Annotated in this window: 26 protein-coding genes; 14 read left to right on the top strand and 12 right to left on the bottom strand. The window is 55.3% G+C overall.

Annotation, left to right across the window (positions count from 1 at the left end):
- Window positions 1–73: 73 nt before the first annotated feature.
- From ACXIZX_RS07140 to ACXIZX_RS07150, 3 genes are all read right to left on the bottom strand, one after another.
- Entirely contained in the window at window positions 74–1,330 is a 1,257-nt protein-coding gene (locus tag ACXIZX_RS07140; protein WP_479403848.1) for a mechanosensitive ion channel family protein, read from the bottom strand.
- 99 nt (window positions 1,331–1,429) lie between these two features.
- On the bottom strand, window positions 1,430–1,825 hold the full coding sequence (locus ACXIZX_RS07145; protein WP_312663127.1) for a type II toxin-antitoxin system HicB family antitoxin: 396 nt from the start codon (window positions 1,823–1,825) through the stop codon (window positions 1,430–1,432).
- Between the two features lie 40 nt (window positions 1,826–1,865).
- Window positions 1,866–2,048: a type II toxin-antitoxin system HicA family toxin gene (locus ACXIZX_RS07150; RefSeq protein WP_061717566.1), complete on the bottom strand. Its 183-nt coding sequence runs from the start codon at window positions 2,046–2,048 to the stop codon at window positions 1,866–1,868.
- 270 nt (window positions 2,049–2,318) lie between these two features.
- On the opposite strand from ACXIZX_RS07150, the gene ACXIZX_RS07155 reads away from it, so the two are divergent.
- Entirely contained in the window at window positions 2,319–2,516 is a 198-nt protein-coding gene (locus ACXIZX_RS07155; protein WP_008108184.1) for a DUF6404 family protein, read from the top strand.
- 101 nt (window positions 2,517–2,617) lie between these two features.
- Window positions 2,618–2,812 carry a hypothetical protein gene (locus ACXIZX_RS07160; RefSeq protein WP_061716803.1) on the top strand — a complete coding sequence of 65 codons (195 nt, stop codon included), beginning with the start codon at window positions 2,618–2,620 and terminating at the stop codon, window positions 2,810–2,812.
- A 28-nt stretch (window positions 2,813–2,840) separates the two neighbouring features.
- On the opposite strand, the gene ACXIZX_RS07165 is transcribed toward ACXIZX_RS07160, so the two are convergent.
- The 3 genes from ACXIZX_RS07165 to ACXIZX_RS07175 form a co-directional block, all read right to left on the bottom strand.
- Complete coding sequence (locus tag ACXIZX_RS07165) at window positions 2,841–3,089, bottom strand: CsbD family protein (RefSeq protein WP_007891510.1); 249 nt, start codon at window positions 3,087–3,089, stop codon at window positions 2,841–2,843.
- A gap of 148 nt (window positions 3,090–3,237) precedes the next feature.
- Window positions 3,238–3,789, bottom strand: coding sequence for a hypothetical protein (locus ACXIZX_RS07170; protein ID WP_179451230.1), 552 nt, complete (start codon window positions 3,787–3,789; stop codon window positions 3,238–3,240).
- Window positions 3,790–3,850: 61 nt separating this feature from the next.
- Complete coding sequence (locus tag ACXIZX_RS07175) at window positions 3,851–4,180, bottom strand: hypothetical protein (RefSeq protein WP_008108186.1); 330 nt, start codon at window positions 4,178–4,180, stop codon at window positions 3,851–3,853.
- 199 nt (window positions 4,181–4,379) lie between these two features.
- Here ACXIZX_RS07175 and ACXIZX_RS07180 point away from each other — a divergent pair, with 199 nt between their 5' ends.
- Entirely contained in the window at window positions 4,380–4,559 is a 180-nt protein-coding gene (locus tag ACXIZX_RS07180) for a hypothetical protein (RefSeq protein WP_008108187.1), read from the top strand.
- 129 nt (window positions 4,560–4,688) lie between these two features.
- On the top strand, window positions 4,689–5,072 hold the full coding sequence (locus tag ACXIZX_RS07185; protein ID WP_479403849.1) for a hypothetical protein: 384 nt from the start codon (window positions 4,689–4,691) through the stop codon (window positions 5,070–5,072).
- Window position 5,073: 1 nt separating this feature from the next.
- Here ACXIZX_RS07185 and ACXIZX_RS07190 read toward each other — a convergent pair whose 3' ends face one another.
- The gene (locus ACXIZX_RS07190) at window positions 5,074–5,748 is read right to left on the bottom strand and encodes an MBL fold metallo-hydrolase (RefSeq protein WP_179451226.1); all 675 of its coding nucleotides are present in this window, start codon (window positions 5,746–5,748) and stop codon (window positions 5,074–5,076) included.
- 23 nt (window positions 5,749–5,771) lie between these two features.
- Entirely contained in the window at window positions 5,772–6,695 is a 924-nt protein-coding gene (gene ldcA, locus ACXIZX_RS07195; protein WP_479403850.1) for a muramoyltetrapeptide carboxypeptidase, read from the bottom strand.
- A 163-nt stretch (window positions 6,696–6,858) separates the two neighbouring features.
- Here ldcA and emtA point away from each other — a divergent pair, with 163 nt between their 5' ends.
- Window positions 6,859–7,488, top strand: coding sequence for a membrane-bound lytic murein transglycosylase EmtA (emtA, locus tag ACXIZX_RS07200; RefSeq protein ID WP_072093393.1), 630 nt, complete (start codon window positions 6,859–6,861; stop codon window positions 7,486–7,488).
- 46 nt (window positions 7,489–7,534) lie between these two features.
- Here the strand turns inward: emtA and ACXIZX_RS07205 are convergent, their stop codons facing one another.
- The gene (locus ACXIZX_RS07205; RefSeq protein WP_179451222.1) at window positions 7,535–8,485 is read right to left on the bottom strand and encodes a sugar-binding transcriptional regulator; all 951 of its coding nucleotides are present in this window, start codon (window positions 8,483–8,485) and stop codon (window positions 7,535–7,537) included.
- A 183-nt stretch (window positions 8,486–8,668) separates the two neighbouring features.
- On the opposite strand from ACXIZX_RS07205, the gene ACXIZX_RS07210 reads away from it, so the two are divergent.
- The 7 genes from ACXIZX_RS07210 (at window position 8,669) to ACXIZX_RS07240 (ending at window position 16,206) form a co-directional block, all read left to right on the top strand.
- Window positions 8,669–9,610 carry a D-ribose ABC transporter substrate-binding protein gene (locus ACXIZX_RS07210; RefSeq protein WP_061716792.1) on the top strand — a complete coding sequence of 314 codons (942 nt, stop codon included), beginning with the start codon at window positions 8,669–8,671 and terminating at the stop codon, window positions 9,608–9,610.
- A gap of 13 nt (window positions 9,611–9,623) precedes the next feature.
- The gene (locus tag ACXIZX_RS07215) at window positions 9,624–10,235 is read left to right on the top strand and encodes a DUF2291 family protein (RefSeq protein WP_179451220.1); all 612 of its coding nucleotides are present in this window, start codon (window positions 9,624–9,626) and stop codon (window positions 10,233–10,235) included.
- Entirely contained in the window at window positions 10,235–11,749 is a 1,515-nt protein-coding gene (locus ACXIZX_RS07220; protein ID WP_154153915.1) for a sugar ABC transporter ATP-binding protein, read from the top strand. The genes ACXIZX_RS07215 and ACXIZX_RS07220 overlap by 1 nt, the downstream gene beginning before the upstream one ends.
- Window position 11,750: 1 nt before the next feature.
- Window positions 11,751–12,857: an ABC transporter permease gene (locus ACXIZX_RS07225; protein WP_008108196.1), complete on the top strand. Its 1,107-nt coding sequence runs from the start codon at window positions 11,751–11,753 to the stop codon at window positions 12,855–12,857.
- Between the two features lie 88 nt (window positions 12,858–12,945).
- Window positions 12,946–13,779 carry a transketolase gene (locus tag ACXIZX_RS07230; RefSeq protein WP_154194740.1) on the top strand — a complete coding sequence of 278 codons (834 nt, stop codon included), beginning with the start codon at window positions 12,946–12,948 and terminating at the stop codon, window positions 13,777–13,779.
- Window positions 13,772–14,716, top strand: coding sequence for a transketolase family protein (locus ACXIZX_RS07235; protein ID WP_154181488.1), 945 nt, complete (start codon window positions 13,772–13,774; stop codon window positions 14,714–14,716). Before ACXIZX_RS07230 ends, ACXIZX_RS07235 begins: the two co-directional genes overlap by 8 nt.
- Window positions 14,717–14,718: 2 nt before the next feature.
- Window positions 14,719–16,206, top strand: a complete 1,488-nt coding sequence (locus ACXIZX_RS07240; protein WP_479403851.1) for an FGGY family carbohydrate kinase — start codon at window positions 14,719–14,721, stop codon at window positions 16,204–16,206.
- A gap of 203 nt (window positions 16,207–16,409) precedes the next feature.
- Here the strand turns inward: ACXIZX_RS07240 and ACXIZX_RS07245 are convergent, their stop codons facing one another.
- Complete coding sequence (locus tag ACXIZX_RS07245; protein ID WP_179451216.1) at window positions 16,410–17,144, bottom strand: flagellar brake protein; 735 nt, start codon at window positions 17,142–17,144, stop codon at window positions 16,410–16,412.
- Window positions 17,145–17,330: 186 nt separating this feature from the next.
- On the opposite strand from ACXIZX_RS07245, the gene ACXIZX_RS07250 reads away from it, so the two are divergent.
- Entirely contained in the window at window positions 17,331–17,579 is a 249-nt protein-coding gene (locus ACXIZX_RS07250; RefSeq protein WP_008102737.1) for a GlsB/YeaQ/YmgE family stress response membrane protein, read from the top strand.
- A 62-nt stretch (window positions 17,580–17,641) separates the two neighbouring features.
- Here the strand turns inward: ACXIZX_RS07250 and ACXIZX_RS07255 are convergent, their stop codons facing one another.
- Window positions 17,642–19,741 carry a TonB-dependent siderophore receptor gene (locus ACXIZX_RS07255; protein ID WP_479403852.1) on the bottom strand — a complete coding sequence of 700 codons (2,100 nt, stop codon included), beginning with the start codon at window positions 19,739–19,741 and terminating at the stop codon, window positions 17,642–17,644.
- 317 nt (window positions 19,742–20,058) lie between these two features.
- Window positions 20,059–21,738, bottom strand: a complete 1,680-nt coding sequence (gene treA / locus ACXIZX_RS07260) for an alpha,alpha-trehalase TreA (RefSeq protein ID WP_179451212.1) — start codon at window positions 21,736–21,738, stop codon at window positions 20,059–20,061.
- A gap of 208 nt (window positions 21,739–21,946) precedes the next feature.
- Here treA and ghrA point away from each other — a divergent pair, with 208 nt between their 5' ends.
- A complete protein-coding gene (ghrA, locus tag ACXIZX_RS07265) occupies window positions 21,947–22,885 on the top strand; it encodes a glyoxylate/hydroxypyruvate reductase GhrA (RefSeq protein WP_179451210.1) in 939 nt (312 codons plus the stop codon).
- Window positions 22,886–22,905 lie beyond the last annotated feature (20 nt).

Raw genomic sequence — 22,905 nt, forward strand, 5'->3', positions numbered from 1 at the left:
ATGTCATTAGAGAAAGCCATTGGCTTACGAACATTAAAGAAACGGGAGCCAGTGGCTCCCATTTTTTATTGCATCAATCGATTTGCTGCTCATTGGATTTTGCCACCTGAGCTCGCTCCTGCGACAGCCGCCAGAAATCACTACCGCCCGGCTGCTGATACATCCGCAGCGAGAAGTGGCCGACAATCGCGTAGATATACTCAAAAATGGCCGATTGAGAATCCTCGTAATCCACCCACAGCACTGACGAGGTGAAGCAATAAACCTCAACCGGCAAGCCCTCAGGCGAAGGTTTCATGGCGCGTACCACGATATACATATCTTTCTTGATATCGTCGCGCTGCGATAGCCACGCCGTCAGGTATTTACGAAACACCGTCAGGTTGGTGATGCCGTTTTCCGCAAACCAGCGTTCGCCCACCGCATTGCTGTCGCGACCATCCATCAGCGCTGAGAGTTGCTCACTGACACCGCGAATTTGGCTCATCTGCTGCACCATATCGTGATCGAGAAAACGAATCGACATCTGATCAAGATGGAAACTGCGCATAATGCGGCGCGCGCCGGAGGAGAACATCGCCTGCCAGTTGGTGTAGGTTTCGGTGAGGAAGTTTTTGGTCGGGATGCGCGACAGGGTATTGTCCCAATTGCGAATGGTGATGGTGTGCAGCGCGATATCGATCACTTCGCCACTAATGCCATTGTCAGGCATCTCGATCCAATCTCCGAGTTGCAACACATCGTTAGAGGACACCTGAATATTGGCCACCAGCGACATCAGCGTATGCTGGAACACCAACATTAACACCGCCGCTACCGCACCCAAACTGGAGATAATAATCACCGGTGATTTATTCGACATAATCGCCAGAATCATGATCGCCGAAATAATATGCACCAGAATCTTCCCGACCTGGATATAACCCTTGATCGAGTGATTCTTACGTTTGGCTTTTTTCGAATAGGAGTTATTAACGATCTCCAGCACTTCGGTAAAGAACAGTGATAAATAGACGAAGAACAGAATGCCGCAGATGGTCTTTATCGCAATCAACAGATGTTCTGGTAAATCTGGCATAAACTGCAGCAGATAGTAGACCGTGATCACCGGGATAAAGTTAGAGAGCTTCTCCGACAGCCTGACGTCCTTATCCAGCGGCACCTGATTCTTGTGCGTGCTGAAGAACACCTTCCTGACCACCTTCACAATAAAGAATTTACAGATCAGATGGGCGATCATGCCGGCAAACATCAGTAACACCAGGCTAAATGCGGCCGAAAGCACCGTGTTGCCCTCAATAAAATTTTGAATCTTGCTTAAATAATTCATTTCAACCACATACCGGACAGTGTTGGCGGGAATTCAAACATAAACGCGCCAAAGGCGATATGCTACGCGTGCGCAAAGGCGTTGTTGCGCAGTGACACGTTAAGAGTGTGATAACGCTTTACGCGCGGCTTCAGCGAGAAAGTGGCTGCGGCTGTTATAGCGCGCATCATTCCCCACGGCCTGATCTATCTTCTCAATCAACAAGTTCGGCATAGTGATGTTGATGCGCTCAGATTTACCCAGATAGCGCGTAATATCGATCTCAACATAAATCCAAATTCCTGTCTGGCTAAAATCGGTGATCCAATTCTGCGAAGGTTCGGGAATGAGCATGCCTTTCTCTGCCATTAATTCAAAATGCGCACTCAGCGCTGACTGGGCATCGTAAAGGGTATGCTCTGGCGTATCTCCAGCAAAGTAGCAGCCGGTTACGTCAGGGAAGAAACCGCTGGCAGAGCCATCAACATCAATTTCAACAAAGGCGGGATACAACATAATTTTCACCTGTGGCTGAGTTTAGTAGGGCGTTATCGCGCTATTTAAGTTTGGCGTCCTTCAAAATCTGCATCAGCGTTCCTGTTTTTAGGTCCTTTCTCGGGTGCGGAACGGTAATGAGATAACTGAAATCAGGATGGGAGAACTGATGATGACTGCCTTTGATTCTTTCAAGAATCCATCCGGTGTTCACCAGCATTTTAATTAGCTCAGAGCTTTTCATCGCCATCTCTGTCATCAAATTATACACACGATACACACCTAAGCAATCGTCCTACCTTGCCTATGGCGTGCTTAACCTCGCTTAAATTAACCTGATGACGCCAAAGTTGCGGCAGAGCTAAAGTGCAATTTGTGCAGAGTATTCCTATCACTTTGCGTTGCTTTACAATTCACTTCATGGAAGTTTGAATCAGTTAACATTTACGTGCTGATAGCAGTGTGTATTAAAGACTAAACCGCTATCTTCAGCGCTTACGATTCAGGAGGTGGTATGCAAGGTGTAATCAAGTTCGTCAAAGGCTGGCTGATTTTTTCCCTGTTGTGGGGCATTTTTATGTGGTTTGTTTCGTGGCAGGCGCAGGGCAAAGAGATCGGCATGGTGATCGTGATGAGCTTGTATGCGGGATTAATTTATCAGGCGCTGATGACCATGGTTGCGCGCTACAAAGCACGGCGCGCGCAAGTTTAGTTGTACACAACTGACTACACAGCTTTGCGGCAAGTTGACGCTGATTTGCATTGATTCGGGCAATCTGAGCCGACATATCTCAGCTTGCTGGTAAGAAAACGATGGGAAAGAAGGTTATCGCTGCGTGGTTTTTTCTGCTGCTGTCCGTGGCTGCTTGCGCCCAGCCTTCAGGCTTAATTACGCTCACCATGCCGCACGAACGTCATTTGAAGATGGAAAACAGCACTGCAGATGTGGCTGAAACGCCGGATGAGCATATTCAGGAACGCGTTGAGGATGTTGGACATCGCCAATAAATTGGGGCCTTAAGGCCCCATTTACAGATTACTTACGTCCGAGCAGAAAACCGACAATCACACCAATGCTGGCTGCAACTGCCAGGCCGGTCGCGGGATTATCGCGTACCGATTTCACCACACAATCCGCTGCATCCTGAACCGCATAGCTGGCCTGAGCCGGATAACGACGTGCCGCACCTTTGGCTTGCTGACGGCGTGAACCGGTGAATTCGCCAAATTTTTCCTGAACGGCACCTGCCGCTTCATTCAATTTTGCTTCCGCTTTGTCGCTCATAATTACTCCCTGATCGTGGTGAATGTCCTGTAAAGCGTAGTCAGAGAAACTGCAGGCAGCAAATGACGCAGCGGTAAAGGTTGTAACAGCAGTTTGCAGTACGCAAAAATTCTGCGCGCAGCAGAAAGGCGGGACGCAATAGTCTGAACTAGGGCTTTCCGCGATAAGCCGGATACCAGCTCACAAGGAAGTGACGCAGATGATCAAAACACCATTCGGCATCGTCAGCCTGCTGGCAGTAATAGCGCAAGGTCACTTTTTCATAACGCATGTGGCGCTGCTGCAGCGGTGACCAACCCCAATCCAACACGGCACGCGCATAATTGATCAGCGTGCCGCTCTGCATATTGTGCTGCTTCTCTTGTCGGCTGAGGTAGATTTCAAACGCCTGATCGAGGCTTTGTGTCTCTTCCGTGTTAAAGCCTGCAGTCGTCGGACGAAATGCCACATCGATAAAGCCGCACACGCCGTCGTCACGCTGCTGCCAGTCGCAGGCCAGCGTCATAAACAAGCCCTCCTGCAAATTGACCTCTTCCAGTAGACGCCGCATATTTTCGGAATGTTTACCGGCGGTAATCTCATCAATACGATCGGTTTCCAGCGTCAGGTCGAATCCACAAGGATTCACCGAGCCATCCGCATTGGTGCTGGCCGGGAAGGGGAAATCGACATAGCCGTTGTTATCCAGACTCTTTTCCATCAGGCAGGTCCGCAGCGTGAGATGGTCAGACAATAAACCATCTCGCACTGCGACGCACGGCTTATGGGCACGTCCAGGTGATCATGGTGTTCTGATAGGGATTGATCAGGCGGAACTGTTTATCAGACAGCCGTTGCGCGTAGAAGCCTTCTGCGGTGATGGCCGAAGGCACGTACTGAAAGCGATCGGTGGAGTGCAGCGTGCCGCTTTGCACCTTCACGCCGTCGCGCGAGACGGCGAAGGCGTTCACCAAATCAAAGATGCGCGCCTGCGTATTGCCCATCGATTGTCCATAAATCGTCGACACTTCGCCCGGACAGTCGACACCTTTCGGTGCGGAACTGCAGCCAGCTAAAACTAAAAGGGTGAGTACAACCGTGATTCGCCACATGAGCACCTGCTTCATTCCCTGGTTTGCAATGGCACGCCAATGCGTACTGATAAGTGGATCATAGCAGGTCTGGCGCTGCTTCCCATTTGTCATTTGTATAATCGTTAAGCGGAAGGAATGTAAAGGGGTGACTTTACTAGCAGAGAAACGGTATTCTTGCCAGCGTTGCGCACCGGGTAAGCAAAACAAGGGTAAATTAATGAAAGAAGAAGAAGCGAGTTTAATGATTCTTCAGCACGCGATCGACAAATTAGAAGCCGACAAAAAGAAGCAGGTAATGAACTGCGTAGCGGCCATTCAGGAAGTGATGCAGCGTTTTGAAGCCGAAGAGGCCGGGCTGGCATTGATGTTGGTCGCGGCGCAAGTGGCTGCTGAGTAGTTCCTGCTCCCGCGAAATTTCGCCACGTTTGATGTACCAGGCTTTGCTGCTGTTAGATAACGTTCATGGAATGCAGCAGCAAGGCAAATCACTCCACGAAATCATCATTTAACCTCAGCGGAGAACCCAATGAAGGCGATAGTTATGGCCGTTGGCGTGCTGGCTTGTCAGATTGCGCCCGCCTGGAGCGAAACCGAATATCAAATTACCTGTCCCGGCCGTCCCACCATGACGGTATCGCGTGCCGAGTATGGTTTGAGTACCTTAATGTGGCTGACGCGCCACTTCCAGATCGCTGCTGGTCAGCAGCGCACCAGCCTGAAAGGCGGTGACAAAGTTGCCATCACCCGTTTTCGTAATGGCGATCAGTTAATCGTGAATAAAAATAACGATGAAACCTTCTTCGTCTACGCTAATAGCAACAAGCTATTGCCCTGCAGCCGTACCGATAAGCGCGATGCACAGATTCTGTCGCTGGAACGTTACGACGACAGCGCGCGTCCAAACTCGTGAGTTAATAACCCTGTTTGATCAGTTGCCGTTGGCGCAAATCCAGCGGTGATTGTTCTGCCTCATCGATGGCTGCCAGCCAGCTCTGCAAATTCACTTTGGCCCACGACAGATGTCCACGCGTGGTGCTCATCAAAACCACATCGGGACGCAATGAGCGATAAAGCTCCAGCGACTGCTGCAGTTCGGTGGGATTACTGTCTGGCATTAGCACGCTGATCCAGCGATTGTAGTCGCGGGTCAGCGTATCGCCGACAAACAGATAAGTCTGGCCAAGCGGCGAGTGATACAGATAGCTACTGCTGCCAGGCGTATGTCCGGGCGTCGGCAACAGGTGGAAATCGCCGAAGTGTGTCTCTTGTTGGGTAAAGGTTTCGTCAGGCTCAATCACTAAACTAACCGGTCCCAGCGAACGACTGTGACAATAGAGCGCACTATTAAAGCGCTGCTGAATGGCGATCGCGCCCGGTGCGGCTTCATGCCAGTGGGTCAAATAGTGGCGAATCACGCCGCCGGCATCGTTGAGGAATTCATGATCGAGTGGATGCTCCACGCGACCAATCAATAAATTGCCGCGTGGGTGGCACAGCATAAAGCCATGCATCATTAAATCATTCGCCGTCTCTTCGGCGGGGAATTCTGGCGTGGAGATCCACAAGTCGTCGTACAGTGGCTTCATTGTCGGTCTCCTGCGGCAAAACGTTAGCGCAATGTCGGGTGGCCGGTGAAGGCGAACTGTGCTTCTCCATTCTCAATCTGCAACGTGGCGCTGGCACCCAGCGGCAGCGTCACGGTATCAGCATCGTGTCCAAAAGCCAGATCGCTAATCACCGGAATCTGAAACTCGTCACGGATGCGCTGCCACACGGTGGCAAAATCAAAACCGTTGTCATACGCCGACAGCGAGGTGCTGGTGAAACTGCCGGTAATAATCGCTTGCTGGCGCGACAAAATGCCACTCTGCTGCAGCTGAATCAGCATGCGTTCGATGCGGAACGGATGTTCGTTCACATCTTCGATCACCAGAATCCCGCCTTCGATTTGCGGCATCCACGGCGTACCAATCAGCGAGCAAATCATCGCTAAATTGCCACCCCACAAGGTGCCTTGCCAGCGGCCGTGATCCGGGCTTGTGCTCGGCCAGCTTAGATTGACTGTAGGTGAAGTTAGCGTTTGCCAAAAGTGCGACTCGGTAAAATCAGATAATGCCTCTGCACCAAAGTTACCGGCCAGCATCGGACCGCTAAAGGTAATCAGGCCGATTTGCGCCAGCAACGCCAGCTGCAGCGCGGTGAAATCGCTGTGGCCGCACAGCGCCACCGGTTGATTGAGCAATCGACGTTGCAGACCAACATAATCGATCTTATCCAGCAAACGTGAAGCGCCATAGCCGCCACGCACCGCCAGCACGATATCAGGCAGCGCCTCCAGCGTAGCCAGCGCATTGATATCATTCAGCCGCTGCGCATCATCGCCAGCAAAGCGTTGAAAGCGGCGGGTGATGGCAGAGAGATTCTCAAGATGATGGCCTGCGGCCTGTAAACGAAGCACCGCACGTTGGGCGGCGTCCTGATTGTGGCAATAACCGGAAGGGGCGATAAGACGTAGCGTGCGGGGAGTAACCATAACTTCCATCCTGCTGTAGAGTGGCCTGCCGATGATGACGAAATGCGTTATCGAAGTCACGGTAGCATAAGGTTTTTTACCGATTTAGGATAAACGGTAATTTTGCATCGCGCTGCGCCAGGTATGATAGCTTGCGCCAACCCTATTGCGGAACCAAAAATCAGTGAAAATTCGCCTACTTATGCTTTCTGCACTGCTGCTTGCTGGCTGTTCAAGCGAGCCGGAAAAACCGGCACTGCCCGAGAAGAATACGCCTTTGACCCAGGCACCGCCGTCGAAAGTGAATGATGCATGGTCAATGTTTACCGAAGATGCCGCCAGTCATTATGGCGTTGATGAGAAGTTAATCAGCGCCATTATTAGTGTCGAATCCGGAGGCAATCCCACTGTGGTGAGCCGTTCCAATGCGGTCGGTCTGATGCAAATTAAGGCCTCTACTGCAGGCCGCGAAGTTTATCGCACCCAAGGCCGTCATGGTCAGCCATCCTCTTCCGAGCTGCGCGATCCGGCGAAGAACATTGATATCGGCGCCGCCTACCTGAAAATTTTGCAGGACTCCGCATTAGCTGGGATTCGCGATCCGCTCACGCTGCGCTACGCCACTATTGTCTCCTACGCCAACGGCGCGGGCGCCTTGCTGCGTACCTTCTCGCGTGACCGCGACCGTGCGATTGCGATGATTAATTCGATGACGCCGGACGAGTTTTACCAGCACGTACAGAACAAACATCCGGCGGCGCAGGCCCCGCGTTATTTGTGGAAAGTCACCACCGCCTACCGCACCATCGGTTGAATGTAGGGTCGCCATTCATGGCGACCTTTTTAACAACCCCACCAAACTAACCCTCCACCAACACTCTCGCCGTCGGATAATCCACAATCAGCACCTGCACATAACCACCACGTAACGCCCCACGAATCGCCTGCGCTTTCTCTTTGCCGCCCGCTAACGCCACCACCTGCGGACAGCGTTTCACCTGCGCCAGCTCCATGCCAATCACCGGATCTTCCTCTGCACTGAGCACTGGCTGACCATCGGCGTCAAAATAGTGCAGGCAGATATCGCCCACCGCGCCGCGTTCGGCCAGCGTTTGCAGCATCGCACCGTCGTAATAGTTGCCGGAGTTGCGTAGCAGGGCGGAAGGCTCAAGATCGCCAATGCCGACAATCGCCAGATCCACCTGATCAAACTTCTCCAGTACCACCGCGACATCGGGATTAACCGACAAACGCTGGCGATCCTGCACCGAATGCTCGATCGACTGCGACGGCAGCAGCCACGCCGGACAATCCAGCAGTGCCGCCAGATTCTGCGTCAGAATCGTGGCCTGCACGTTGCCGTTGGCGCCCACGCCGCCCAGCAGCTGAATCACGCCTTTGCACGGCGCGCTGAGCGGATGCAGCGCATCCACCATCGCGCGAATCGTGCCGCTCCAGGAAGAAATGCCGATCAGCTCATCGGCGCGCACGCGCGTTTCCAGATAGTGCGCGGCAGCGGAACCGATTGCCTGTTTGATCTGCAACGCCGACGCCTGATCCGGCACATCCACCACAATCACCTGCGGCAGTTGATAGAGCTGCTCAATGGCTTTTTCCAGCTCAGGGAACACATTGGCCGGCGGCACCACGCTGATCTTCACCACACCTTCTTTCACGCTGCGATTGAGGATGCGCGACACAAAGGATTGCGACAGCTTCAGCAGCTGCGCAATGTCGGACTGCTTCCTGCCTTCCACATAATAAAGCGTGGCGATTTTCACCATCAGCCGCTGTTCATCCTGTTTTGCCATGGTTTTTTCTCTCTCTTAACCTGCCTGGTATTGTTAATCAGCCGGTCATAAATAACAACGCAGAACATTTTGTGATCGTTTTCGCTTTTTGAGGATCGGGCAATGGACGTGCTCAGAAAGCCAGCGCATAGTCATTATGCATATAAAATCGCAATTGAATATATATTCAATCGGAGATAACAAATGAAAGCCTCTGTCCTCAAAATCTCTCTACTTGCTTCAATCATGATGATCTCGGCGGCGTCGCTGGCGGCGGATAAGGGGTTGCTGGCCATCATTACGCCATCGCATGACAACCCGTTCTTTAAAGCGGAAGCCGATGGCGCGCAGGAAAAAGCCAAAGCGCTCGGTTACACCACGCTGGTGGCTTCGCACGATGATGACGTGAATAAGCAAAACCAGCTGATTGAAACCGCCATCGCGCGTAAAGCCAAAGCCATCATCCTCGATAACGCCGGTGCGGATGCCACGGTTGGCCCGGTGCAGAAAGCGAAAGATGCCGGCATTCCTACCTTCCTCATCGACCGCGAAATCAACAAAACCGGCATTGCCGTAGCGCAAATCGTCTCCAACAACTATCAGGGCGCACAGCTCGGTGCCGAGAAGTTCGCCAAACTGCTCAACGGCAAAGGGGATTACGTCGAGCTGCTGGGCAAAGAGTCGGATACCAATGCGGGCGTGCGTTCGCAGGGTTATCACGACGTACTGGATGATTATCCCGATCTGAAAATGGTGGCGCAGCAGAGTGCCAACTGGAGCCAGACCGAAGCCTTCAGCCGCATGGAAACCATCCTGCAGAAGAACCCGAATATCGTCGGCGTAATCTCCGGTAACGACACCATGGCGCTCGGTGCGGAAGCCGCGTTGAAAGCGGCGGGCAAAACCAATGTGATTGTGGTCGGCTTCGACGGCAGCGATTACACCCGCGACTCCATCCTCAATAAAGGCAACATCAAAGCCACCGTACTGCAGCCGGGCTGGGATCAGGCGCAGATGGCCGTTGAGCAGGTGGATTACTACCTGAAGAACGGCAAAGCGCAGAAACAGGAGAAGCAGCTGATGGATTGCGTGCTGATTGACGACAGCAACGCCTCGAAGCTGAAAACCTTCAAGCTGGCGCAATAACATGGAGGTCGGCATGAAGGGGAAAGCGCTGAGCGGCATGCTGATCGGGCTGCTGACGCTGATGTTAGCCGCCTGCACCGTGGTGGATCTGGATGCCGACGGCAAACCCATCATGCCGAAAGATCCCAACGCCAAACCGGGCTACAGCGATCAAACGCCGCAGCAGATTGCGGAATCAAGCTGGGCCAGCCGCGTGCAGCAGCCCGCTGAGAAGCAGGCGCTGAGCTGGGCAGATATGGAAACCAAAAGCCACACCGTCAAAGCCGGCGGCAGCGAGAGCGTGTTTGTGCGCGCAGCGGGCACGGTGACGGCGTTTGATAACAGCAACGATCGGGAACGCAGCCTCACCATGACCATCAACGGCAAGCCGGTGAAAGTGTTGATTGGTCCGGTGCTGCGCGGCAACGCCATCCGCGATGCGGCCGGTTTCCGCTTCGAAGAGTTCACCAATCAGGTGCAGTACGCGCAGCTGACCAAAGCGCTGAATCGCCACGCGGTGAAACAGTTGCCAGCGGTGGATGCCAGCTGGGTGGGCAAACCGGCGCAGGCGCTGCTTGCCGTCAGCATGGGCGCAGGCACGGTGGATGATGTGGTGGCGATTCAGCTGAAGCAGGGGAATCCATGATGAGCGACGAGATCATTCTGCAGGCCAATCAGATGTCAATGCTGTTCCCCGGCACCTTAGCGCTGGATCGTGTGGATTACCGCGTGTGGCGCGGCAAAGTCAACGTCATCATCGGCGAGAACGGCGCGGGGAAATCGACGCTAATGAAGATCCTCGCCGGCGTGCAGCAGCCGACCAGCGGAGAAATGTTCCTCAATGGCAACAAAGTGGCGTTTCACAGCACGCGAGACGCCGCGCGCCACGGCATTGGCATGGTGCATCAGGAACTCAACCTGTTTGAGAACCTCAGCGTGGCGGAGAATATTTTCCTCGGCCGCGAAATTCAAAGCGGCATCCGGCCCATCAATGAAGTCGAGCAAAAACGCCGCACCGCCGCGCTGATGCAGCGCCTCGATCAGCCGATTTCACCGGATGAGAAGGTTGGCAGCCTGAAGGTCGGCCAGCAGCAACTGGTGGAGATCGCCAAAGCACTGGCGGAGGACGCCGACATTTTGATCCTCGATGAACCGACCTCGGCGCTGAGTAAAACCGAAGTGGAAATTCTGTTTCGGGTGATCCGCGAACTGACGCGCCAGGGCGTTTCCATCATCTATATCTCGCATCGGCTGGAGGAGCTGATGGCGATTGGCGATGTGATCACCATTCTGCGCGACGGACGTTTTCAGGCCGAAGCGCAGGTCAGCGATATCGACGTGCCGTGGATCGTACGTGAAATGCTGGGTAGCGAACCGGTGGGCACCTTTCTGCCGCCGGACCGCCAGTTTGGTGCGCCGGTGCTGGAAGCCGAACACATCACCTGCGTCAGCCCGAACGGCAACACGCTGGTAGATGACGTTAGCTTCCAGGTGCGTTCCGGAGAGATCGTCGGCATTTACGGATTGATGGGAGCGGGGCGCACCGAGCTGTTTGAGTGTTTGCTCGGCACGCAGCGTAACTATCTCGGCAAGCTGTGGCTCGACAGCAAACCGCTGCCGACGCGTCTGCCGACCGCAGAACGTATCCGTATGGGCATGAGTCTGGTGCCGGAAGATCGCAAACGCTCGGGCATTTTTCCCATCTCATCGGTGGCGAGCAATCTCACCATCGCCAGCCTGTGGCGGCGTCTGTCGCATCGCACGGTGATATCAGAGCAGGCGGAACGCGAAGTGGTGACCAGCACCGTCGGCAATCTGGCGATCAAAATTTCTTCGCCGGATGTCGCCATCAGCGCGCTGAGCGGCGGCAATCAGCAAAAGGTGGTGATTGGCCGTTCGCTGTTGACCAATCCGCGCTTGCTGCTGTTGGATGAACCAAGCCGTGGCATCGACGTCGGGGCCAAAGGCGAAGTGTTCCGCATGATGGTGAAGCTGTCCGAGCAGGGCATTGCGGTGGTGTTCTCCACCTCTGATTTGAAAGAGATCATGGCCGTTGCCGATCGCATCATTGTGATGTCCGGCGGCAAATTGACTGCTGACCTGCCGCGCGCTGAAGCGGAAGAGGCGGCGCTGGTTAAAGCAAGCGCACAAGGGTTCTGATATGAAAAACAACGGCGCGCTCGCGCTCGCATCGCCAGCTAAAGCGTTCAACTCACGCGAAAGCCTGATTTTGCTGCTGCTCAAACTGCGCACCTTTATTGCGCTGTTTCTGATTGTCGGTTTCTTCGCTATCACGGTGCCCGATTTCCTCGCGGTGGGCAGCATGGTGATCATGGTGAAACACATCGCCATTAACGCCTTCCTCGCGCTCGGCATCACATTTGTCATCATCACGGCGGGCATCGATCTCTCCATCGGCGCAACACTCGGCCTGTGTGGCATGATCGCCGGTTGGCTGATCACCAAAGGCATTGTGTTGCCGATGTTTGGCATCGCCATCTTTCCCAGCGTGTGGCTGATCGTACCGATTGTGTTGCTGATTGGCGGTCTGATTGGTGCGGCAAACGGCTGGATCATCACCCGTTATAACGTGGCACCGTTCATTTGCACGCTCGGCACCATGTACATCCTGCGCGGCACGGCGATGCTTACGTCAGGCGGTGAAACCTTCCCCGGTTTACAGGGCAATGAAATGCTCGGCAATACCGGATTCGACAAGATTGGCGCGGGCTATTTTCTCGGTTTGCCGTGGGCCATCTGGATGATGGTGCTGCTGGCGCTGGTGATTGCCTATGTCGCGCGCCGTCTGCCGTTTGGTCGTCAGGTTTACGCGATTGGCGATAACGAACGCGCCGCTGAACTTTCGGGCGTGAAAGTGAAGTCAGTGAAAATCTGGGTGTATGCCATCTCCGGTTTCTGCGCGGCGATTGCCGGCATCGTGGTGTCGTCGCAGCTGGTGGCCAGCCATCCGGCGAACGGAACCTCCTTTGAAATGAACGCGATTGCCGCAGTGGTGCTGGGCGGCACCTCGCTGGCCGGTGGACGCGGCACCATTCTCGGCACGCTGATTGGTGCGTTCGTGATCGGCTTTCTCGCCGACGGTTTGATCATGATGGGCGTGAGCGAGTTCTGGCAAATGGTGATCAAAGGCATCGTGATTATCGTGGCGGTGATCATCGACCAAATGCAGAGCCGCATGCAGCAGAAAGCGGCGGTGGTGGCGCAGAAAGCGCTGATTGAGGAGGGCGGTAGCCCGGCAAAAGGTTAATCGGTTGGGTGCAGGCGCTGATTGTCTGCACCTTTTTTTCTCCATTACGAATAAATATTCATCCATGCTTTAAAATTCAGAGGTGTCTATGAATCCTTTCAAATATTCGGTAGCGGATCTGGCAGCGAAAGCGCGCGCCGTGCGCCGCCGCATCATTCAGCTCAATGCGGGCAGCCCGGCGGGCGGGCATACCGGTGCCGATCTGTCACAGGTGGAGATCCTCACCGCACTCTATTTTCGCATTCTTAACTGCGCGCCGGATCGCACCAACGATCCGCAACGCGACATCTATATCCAGTCGAAAGGCCATGCGGTGGGCGGTTATTACTGCGTGCTGGCAGAAGCCGGTTACTTCCCGACCGAATGGCTGCCGACCTATCAGCATTCGGATTCGCATCTGCCGGGCCATCCGGTGCGCCAAAAAACGCCGGGCGTTGAGCTGAATACCGGTGCGCTGGGCCACGGTTTACCGGTGGCGGTCGGCATTGCGCTGGCGGCGAAGAAAGATAACAGCGATCGACGTATTTTTGTCGTTACCGGCGACGGTGAGTTGGCAGAAGGCAGCAACTGGGAAGCGGCGCTGGTGGCGGCGCATTACGGCCTCGATAACCTGGTGATCATCAACGACAAGAACAAGCTGCAGCTGGCGGGGCACACGCGTGACATCATGAACACCGATCCGCTGCCGGAAAAATGGCGCGCCTTTGGTCTGGAGGTAAGCGAGTGCAACGGCAATGACATGGCGGCGGTGGTTGAAGCCATCGAAAACCTGCCGCGTAACAGCGGCAAGCCGCAGGTGATTGTGGCGCATACCGAAAAAGGCTTCGGCATCTCCTTTATTCAGGGCAAACCGGAGTGGCATCACCGCGTGCCGAAAGGGGAAGAGATTGAGTTGGCACTGGAGGAGTTGAAAGATGAGTAATGCAAAACACCTGGCGACGGTAATGGTCGAGGCATTTATTGATGCGGTTAATCGCGGCGTCGATTTAGTGCCGGTAGTGGCCGATTCCACCTCAACCGCCAAAATCGCGCCCTTTATTAAGGCGTTTCCCGATCGGCTGGTTAACGTCGGTATCGCCGAGCAAACGCTGGTGGGCACCGCCGCTGGTCTGGCGATTGGCGGCAAAGTGGCCGTGACCTGTAACGCCGCGCCGTTCCTGGTTTCCCGCGCCAATGAGCAGGTTAAAGTCGACGTCTGCTACAACAACACCAACGTGAAATTGTTTGGCCTGAATGCCGGTGCCAGCTACGGTCCGCTCGCCAGCACCCATCACAGCATCGACGACATTGCGGTGATGCGCGGCTTCGGCAACATCGAAATTTATGCGCCATCCTGCCCGCTGGAGTGCCGCCAGATTATTGAGTATGCGCTGGCGCATGTCGGGCCGGTGTATATCCGTTTGGACGGTAAAGATCTGCCGCAGCTGCACGATGAGAACTACCAATTCCGTCCCGGGCAAATCGACGTTTTACGTGAAGGTCATGACATTGTGCTGGTGGCGATGGGCTCGACGGTTCACGAGGTGGTTCACGCTGCCGAGCAACTGCATGAGCAAGGCATTACAGCGGGTGTGATCAGCATTCCATCGATTCGACCTTGTGATACCCAACAGCTGCGCGAGCTGTTAAATCACTATCCAGCGGTAATTACCGTGGAAGAACACAACGTCAACGGCGGCGTCGGCAGCCTGGTGGCAGAAGTGCTGGCGGAAGGCGGCTGTGGCATCCCGCTGCTGCGTTTGGGTATCCCCGATGGCGAATACGCGATTGCGGGCGATCGCGCCTCAACCCGTGCCCGACATGGCATTGATGCCGCCAGCGTAGTGAAGAGTGCAGCGCGCATCTGTGCAGGAGCGTAAAGATGGCAGGTTCGGTGATACTGGCAATTGATGAAGGCACCACCAATGCGAAAGCGATTGCGGTCGATCGTGCCGGCAACGTGGTGGCACGCGGCAGCCAGCCGCTGACGCTGGAACATCCGCAGCCGGGTTTGGCGGAGCAGGATCCACTGGCGATTTGGCAGGCGGTGAAACAGGCGGTGAGCGATTGTCTGGCGCAGTGTGCGGGTGCGCAAGTTGCGGCAGTGGCGATCAGCAACCAGCGCGAATCGGTGCTGATCTGGCAGCGACATAACGGTCAGCCGCTGACGCCGCTGGTCAGCTGGCAGGATCGCCGTTCGGAGGCGTTTTGCCGCGATTTACGTGTGGCGGGTAAAGCGCCGCGCATCACTGGGCTTACCGGGTTGGCGGTCGATCCGATGTTTCCGGCCGGCAAACTTACCGGCATGCTGGCCGCGCTGCCGAACGGATTTTCTCGCGCGCAGGCCGGTGAACTCTGTATCGGCACCGTTGATAGCTGGCTGAGCTGGCAACTGAGTGGCGGCGAAAGCTTTGTCACCGATCATGCCAATGCGGCGCGCACCCAGTTGTATAACCTGCACAGCGGCGATTGGGACGAGGAACTGCTGGCGCTGTTCCATATTCCCCGCGCAGCGCTGCCGCAGATTGTGCCCTCGGCCAGCGCGCAGGGTGTAGTGACACGTAACGATATTCCCGGTTTAGCGCCCGGCACGCCGATTTTGTCGCGCATCGGCGATTCGCACGCTGCGTTGCAAGCGCAGCGCAGTGGCAGCGAAGAGGTGGTCAAAGCCACGTACGGCACCGGTTCGTCACTGATGATGTCGATGGCGACGCCGCTGCTAACGGAAAATGGCCTCAGCACCACGGTGGCGTGGCACGACGGCACGCTGCGCTATGCCTTTGAAGGCAATATTACCCACACCGGTTCCGGCGCGGCGTGGCTGGGCCGCATGCTGGGCATCAAGGATCCACGAGAACTCACCGCGCTGGCGCAGCGCAGCGAACACAATCAGGGCATCTATTTTGTACCGGCGCTCTCTGGTCTCGGCGCGCCCTGGTGGGATTTAAAAGCGCGCGGCATGGTGTGTGGTTTGACCGATGCAGCAACGCCGGAAGTGCTGGCGCGCGTGGCGCTGGAATCGATCACTTTCCAGATCGCCGACGTGTTTTTTGCCATGGAGCAGGCCAGCGGTGTGCAACTTCCTGCGCTGTGCGTGGATGGCAGCGCCACGGAAAACGGCTGGTTGATGCAGATGCAGGCCGATGTGTTGCAGCGGCCATTGAAGCGCGTACCGACGGCAGAAGTTTCAGCGCTGGGTGCCGCGCTATTAGCGGGCCGCACCTTAGGCTGGTGGCAGCAGGGCAGTGAGATGCAGGCGTTGCAGGGCGGCAGCGTAATTATGCCGCGTGAAGATCAGGCGAAAAGCATGCAGGAGAATTATCACGGCTGGCTGGATGCGGTGGCGCGTTGCCGTTATCAGCCACGATGATGGGTGCGGTTTTGTGTGGATCTGGGGGATTGGTCGCCATGAGTGGCGTAAAGCCGCTCAGTTAAGCATTAATTTACATATGTATGCAGGTGCGCATGAATGCGCACCCTACAAAAAAACGCGCCAATCCTTTGTAGGGTCGCCATTCATGGCGACCGATTCACGCCTGGCTGACAAGCATTACGCCATAAAATTGAACGAAGCTATTGGAAACGGTTGGCCTTATCGCGCGCCAGACGTTCCAGCGCAAAAATCACCTGCTGCAGCTGGCGTTCCTGAATCGGCTCGATAGCGGTAAAGCGGAAGCTGAGGCGCGGAGTGACGCGGGTTTCATTCTTGCTGGTCACCATGGTGCGCTCACCAATGTGCAGCAGCTGTGCCGTCACCTCAAAGTGGCCGTACTCAGCCAGGTCAACGCGCAGCTTTTTAAAGGTATCGCCGCGATTGAGACCCTCTGGCAGCGCTTCGTCCAGCAGCACGCCCACGCCGCCCAATGACAGATCCTGCAGGCGAAAACGCGCAGTGGTTCCATCCGGCCACTGGCTATGGCAATAAAAAACCGGCTCCAGCGGCGCATTGACACGGAAGAACTCACGGCGTTGAATCTGCCACACCAGTTCAGGTAGCGACGCAGCAAAAGCGGGCAAGCCTTCGAATTCGATACGCTGTAAACCGATTAAGCTAAATTCGACTTTGGCACCGTGCGTTTCGGCAAAGATATTCACTTCACCACCTTGCAGCGCTAAATCGTTATCCAGCGCGTTGCTGCCAAGGTCAAAGATCACCTGATCTTCATCGGCTGACAGCATGCGGCTGATAAACTGACCACGCGAAAAATTCACCATCAACGGGGTTTGAAAACGCAACAGATCCTTCATCACGCCCAAAACCGCTAACGTGCCTCGCTTGAGGTATTGTTCTTTATCGGCTTCTCCCACGTCCTGCTCCACTTATCCGATTGTTATTTTCACGACTGACAATGCTGTTCGTCAGTTATCGGCGTGGCTGCGCTAACCTTTAATTAGCTAACGATTATTTACTGCGGTAAGTTGCGAGGCAGATCATAAAATCCCGTCTATACTAGAGGCGGTGAACACATTGATTAATAACGTAAGGAGCAGTACATGGGTATTCTTTCATGGATTATTTTTGGTCTGATTGCCGGGATTATCGCGAAGTGGATTATGCCGGGTAAAGATGGCGGCGGCTTTATCATCACCGTGGTTCTGGGTGTGGTAGGTGCGGTTGTCGGTGGCTGGATCAGTACCCTGTTTGGTTTCGGTAAAGTTGACGGTTTCAACTTCGGTAGCTTCGTGGTGGCCGTGATTGGTGCCATTGTGGTGCTGTGGATTTACCGTAAAGTACGAAGTTAACAGCATAGAGATTTGATGAAATCCGCCATCCCGCAAAGGATGGCGGATTTTTTTATGCCTGATTAAAAGTCGTAGCCCACCGTGGCCATGACCGTGCGCTCGGCACCGCGATAGCAGTAACCGGTGCCATAACAGGCGGCCAGATACTTTTTATCGGTCAGGTTGTTGGCATTCACCTGCAGCCAGGCGCCTTTCAGCTGTGAGTTCCATGCGCCCAGATCGGCGCGAACCGAGGCATCAAACAGCGTCACGGATGGCAGACGCGTAGTGTTCTCGTTATCCGCCCACTGTTTGCCGATATAGCGCACACCGGCCCCGGCGCTCAAGCCGTAATCAAACTGATAATGTCCCCACAACGATGCCATGCTGTTCGGCGTGACATACGGCGTATGGCCATCGTTACCGTCCACGGAATCTTTAAAGCGCAGATGGTTCAGCGTATAGCCAGCGATGGTACTGAAACGCGACGTCAGCTGATTGCGCGCTTCCAACTCGATGCCCTGCGAATGCACTTTGCCCGACGGCGTGTACGTGCCGTCCTGCACGTTACGGTTGGCGACATCGTCCTGAGTCAAATCGTACAGCGCGATTGAGTACATATCGCGCGTGCCCACCGGCTGATATTTCACGCCCGCTTCATATTGCTCTGAGGTGGTCGGTTTCAGCTGATTGCCCTGCGGATCGGTTAACGAAGCCGGTGTAATTGCCTGGCTCCAGCTGACGTAAGGCGAGATGCCGTTCTCGAAGGCATACAGCAGCGCGGCGCGGCCGCTGATGTGATCGTCCTGACGACGGCTGGTGCCGTTTTCCGACACGATGCGGTCATAGCGTCCCGACAAATCCAGATGCCAGCGATCGAGCTGCAACTCATCCTGCAGATACAAACCGGTTTGATAGTAGCGGCGCGTCTGCGATGTCCAGTCGAAGTCCGGCATGATGCCCACTTCTTCGCCGTTCCACGCATTCAGCGCGCTAGCGGCACCGCTGGCTTTGGTGATGTCATTTTTATAACGATGGTATTCCGCGCCCAGCGTCACGCGATGCTGAACCGCGCCGGTGGCAAAATCCGCCTGCAAGCGGTTGTCGTTGGCCCATGCGCTCAGTGATGAACGCTCGCCGGAGTAATAGCGGTTCAGCAGGTCAGGGTTAGTTGCATTCCAGCCAATCTGATAAACCTGATCGAGATCGGTATTCGAGTGGCTGTAGCTGCCGGTGGAGTATACCGACCAGACTTCGTTGAAGCGGTGTGAGAAGTCATAGCTGTAAATCTGCTCGCGACGTTTGAACTGATCGAGCGAACTGTCGCCTTCATAGAAACTGTCGCTCAACTTGCGGCCGTTATGGCTGTAGAGCGTGCCTTCCGCCGGTACCGAACCGTGATAGCCGCCGGACGGATCTTTCTGCAGATAGGCGCGCAGCACTAAGTTGGTGTCTTCGCTTGGCTGCCACATCAGCTGTGGCGAAATGGCATATTTCTCTTCACGCGTGTGATCGTACTGCGTATCGCTGTTGCGCGTGATGCCGGTTAAGCGAAACGCCCACTGGTCGTTGATGGCGTTGGTGTAATCAAAAGCGGCGCTATTGGTGGCGTTGGTGCCGCTCGACAGGCGGAAGTGACCCTCTTCGGCAAACTGCGGACGCTTGCTCACCATGTTCACTAATCCGCCCGGCACCGTTTGGCCGTAAAGCGCGGAGGAGGGACCTTTGATCACATCAATGCGATCAAGGAACCAGTTGTCCACCTGCAGGATGTTGAAGCTGCCGCCGTCACTCATCACGCGCAGGCCATCGAGGAAGGTGTTGTCGACATCGCCGCCGTGGAAACCACGCAGAGCGATGGTGTCGTAACGCGTGGCGGCACCACCAAAGTTGGTGAACACGCCCGGCGTGTAACCCAGCGCCTGATTGAGATCCTGCGCGCCCTGATCTTCCATCTGCTGACGTGTCACTACCGAAATCGACTGCGGCGTGGTAATCAGCGGCTGATCGCTTTTGCTGGCGCCGCTGCTCCGCGTGGCGAGATAGCCCTGCGTCGGCGAGGTGGCGTTCTCTTGCGGTTGCGCAGTGACGACAATCGACTCTTCGGCGAAGCTTGCAGCGGGTAAAGCCAGCGCAAGCGCGCACAGAACGCGGCCACGGTTAAGGGTAAACAGCGAGGTCATGAGAGGTTCCTGATATTTTAATGGGAATAGCTATCGATATTAGATTGAGAATTATTATCTTTTGTAGCGAGTGTTTCAAGATGTGAGTTTGTTGTAAGAGGGTTGTGAGGAAAATGCACAGGCAGGGCGGGATTAGCGTGCAAGCATATGAGGTTGTAGGGTGCGCATTAATGCGCACCTGGGTTGATGGTCGCCATGAATGGCGACCCTACGACGGATATGCGTGGTTTTCGTAGGGTGCGCATTAATGCGCACCTGGTTTAATGGTCGCCATAAATGGCGACCCTACAACGGTTACGTATGGATCAGGAAAAACGTTACTTCGCGCTACTCAAAACCGGCATATTCGGGATATCGCCGGCGTTATTACAGGTTTTATCTTTCGGGCAGTACTTATCGAGCAGCTTTAGCGTCACACCGTTGGTCCAGCCGAAGCCATCCTGCAGCGGATATTCACCGCCGCCACCGCCGCCCAACTGCGCGCCTTCAACCACATATTTCTCAACCAGCTTATGCTCCTTGTCATAGGTTGCCTGCACGTTCTGCAGGAAGCGCTGACCAATCTGCTGCGCCAGTTTCGGCTGCTTGTAATGCTCCAGACCTTCCACCGCCACCCATTGCAGCGGCGCCCAGCCGTTTGGCGCATCCCATTGCTGGCCGTTATTCACTGTGGTGGTCACCAGACCGCCCGGTTTCAGCAGCTGTTTTTCGACGGCGGACGCGGTGCGCTCAGCTTGCTTATCACTCGCCACCTGCATATAGAGCGGGAACAACGTGGCGGCGGTCAGCTGTGGATGAACCTGCTTCTTCTGGAAATCGTAATCGGCGTACCAGCCTTTTTTGTCATCCCAAAGATAGCGATTGATCGCCGCTTGGCGTTTCTCGGCATCCGCCGCGAACTGTTTGGCTTTGTCATCCTGCTTATCCAGTTTGGACGCTTTAGACAATGTCTGTTCGAGGTGGAAAATCAGGCTGTTAAGATCGACCGGCGCCAGCTGCGTGGTACGAATCGACGCCAGATTGTGCGCATCGGTGAACCAGCGCGAACTGAAATCCCAGCCTGATGCCGCGCCTGCACGCAAGTCGCGATAAACCTGCTGCTTATTACGATCCGGCGCTTTATTCGCGGTGTTGACGTCATCAAGCCAGGATTCGGTGCGCGGTGCATCGCGATCGTCCCAGTAGCGGTTAAGCAGCGTGCCGTCGCTAAGTTTAATCACGCGTTTGCTGGCCTGGCCGGCTGCAACTTTGTCGCTGTCCGCCATCCAGTAATCGTACTCTTTCTGCAGCTGCGGCAAGTATTGGCGATAGACATCGTCGCCTTTGTGCGTTGCCAGCAGGTCAACCATCAGGCTGAAGAACGGCGGCTGCGAGCGGCTGAGATAGTAGCTGCGGTTGCCGTTGGGGATATGGCCATATTTATCGAGTTCGGTGGCGAAGTTATCCACCATATCCTGCACGCGATCCCAGTGACCGCTCTCCGCCAGGCCGAGCATAGTGAAGTAGCTGTCCCAGTAATAGACTTCGCGGAATCGGCCGCCTGGCACCACGTAAGGTTTCGGCAGCGGCAGCAGCGAATCGTACTGACTGGCACTTTGCGCGGTGCGTGTCAGCACCGGCCATAAACCGTTGATGTGCTCGCGCAGGCTTTGCCCGGCGGGCGGCACATATTTGTCTCCCTCTTTTGGCAGCGTGAAGTTGCTGTCGACAAAATGCTTGAGATCGAAGTTGCGCTGGCTTTTCTGCATCTGCCAGTCGGCCAGAATCGAAGAGGGATTGGATTTCGGCACCGCATCGGCGAAGGTTTTCTGGTCCGGATAAAATTTCGCCTGCTGCACGGCATTGAAAAGCGGTCCCAGACGCACATCTGGCGGCTGCGGTTGGTTGCTGAGCATGCGGCTTTGATCGTCGGCGTGTGCGTTGCTGGCAGCGGCCAGCAACGCAGCGCTGAGTAAAAAGGTCAGACGCGCGGGCGTGAATACGGCATTTTTTATCATCGGTTTTTCTCCTTGTCCGAAAAGGTGGTGTGCTAACGCATTGACCACCCGAACAACTTTAGTCGCAATCGCACCGCTTAGCCTTGTACAGCGGTGGAAATGTGAAGCGCCCGGAATTAATCACGCGAGAAATTGCATCAAGGCTAAGGTTTTTGCTTGCCCTGTTCGGCTATTTGCCTGAGGCTGAAGCAAAAAAAAGGAGAGTCGAATGGAGATTATCTGGTATCACCCGTCGCTGGCGCCGCAGGGCTGGCTGGAAGGTTTGCATCAGCGTTTACCTGAGGCGCGCGTGCGTTACTGGCAGCCGGGCGACAACGCGCCGGCCGATTACGCTGTGGTGCGTTCGCCGCCGGTTGAGATGCTGGCGGGGCGTCAACTGAAAGGCGTGTTTGCCATGGGCGCGGGCGTGGACGAGATCCTCAAGCAGCTGCGTGACAATCCACAAATGCTGGCTGACAACGTGCCGTTATTCCGCCTCGAAGATACCGGCATGGCGCGCCAGATGCAGGAATACGCTAACTGGTGCGTGCTGGGCTGGTTCCGCCGTTTCGCCGAATATCGTCAACTTCAGCAGCAAGCAAAGTGGCAAGAGCTCGATGGCTTGGATCGCCACAACTTCACCATTGGCGTGCTTGGCGCAGGCGTGTTAGGCCGCAGCGTACTGGAGAGTTTGCGTCAATGGGGCTTCCCGTTACGCAGCTGGAGCCGTTCGCCGAAGCACATCGACGGCGTGCAAAGCTTCCATGGCCGCGATCAACTCAATGCCTTCCTCGAGGGCACGCAGGTGCTGATCGATCTGCTGCCCACCACGCCGGAAACCACCAACCTCATTGATAGCCAGCTGCTCAGCGCGTTGCCGCACGGTGCCTGCTTCCTTAATCTGGCGCGCGGTGCGCATGTGGTGGAAGTCGATCTGCTGGCGGCGCTGAACAGCGGTCAATTGGCCGCCGCCGCGCTGGATGTGTTCCAGACCGAGCCGCTGCCGCACGATCATCCGTTGTGGTCTCATCCGCATGTCACAATCACGCCACATACTGCAGCGATTACCTTGCCAGCCGAGGCGATGGATTACATTGCGGATGCCATACTTGCTCTGGAGCAAGGTCAACAGCCGGGTGGTTTGGTCGATCGCCAGCGCGGTTATTAATTCACATTGGGTCAGGAGAT

It is taken from the genome of Candidatus Pantoea symbiotica, from assembly GCF_056491525.1.